The sequence below is a fragment of the Hungatella sp. L36 genome, from assembly GCF_014288035.1.
In genome coordinates this window covers 1-635 of the sequence record NZ_JACOPC010000069.1, presented here as the reverse complement: position 1 = coordinate 635, position 635 = coordinate 1, and the positions used below count along the sequence as shown (strand labels likewise).

1 protein-coding gene is annotated in these 635 nt (G+C 44.4%); it reads left to right on the top strand.

The genetic code is table 11. The features are described from left to right. On the top strand, positions 1–635 hold a 635-nt coding region (locus H8S80_RS33975; protein WP_187049112.1), incomplete at both ends, for an InlB B-repeat-containing protein.

Genomic DNA, 635 nt, shown 5'->3' with positions numbered 1-635 from the left:
ACCTACCAGTATAATCAGGAAGTCACTGTAAAAGCGGACGCAGAAAGAGAAGGCTATACCTTTAGCGGCTGGAGCAGTGAAGATGTGAAAGAGAACTTTATTCAGAAGCTGCTTTCAAACTCCATAGCAGGCAGGACATTCCATATGCCGGCAAAAAATGTTGAGATAGAAGGAAGCTTTGACATCAACAGCTACAAAGTAACGTATAAGGTAGATGGAAAGCCAGTTGGAGAGGTGGAAACGTATAATTACGGAACGTTGGTAACGGTAAGGCAGAGCCCGGAGAAAGAAGGTTATACATTTAGTGGCTGGAGCCGTACAGAAGCATTTGAGATGCCAGCGGAAGACGTAGTAATTGAAGGCTCTTATAAGATCAACAGCTATACTGTAACGTATAAGGTAGACGGAGAGCAGTATGGAGAGAAAGAGACCTACGAGTATGGAGCGGCGGTAACGCTGAGGGAAAAGCCATCCAGGGAAGGCTACACATTCAAGGGCTGGAGTTATGAGAACGGATTTAAGATGCCGGCTGAAGACGTCGTGATTGAAGGTTCTTATGAGATCAACAGCTATACAGTAACGTATAAGGTAGATGGACAGCAGTATGGAGAACCGGAAGTATATAAGTATAATGA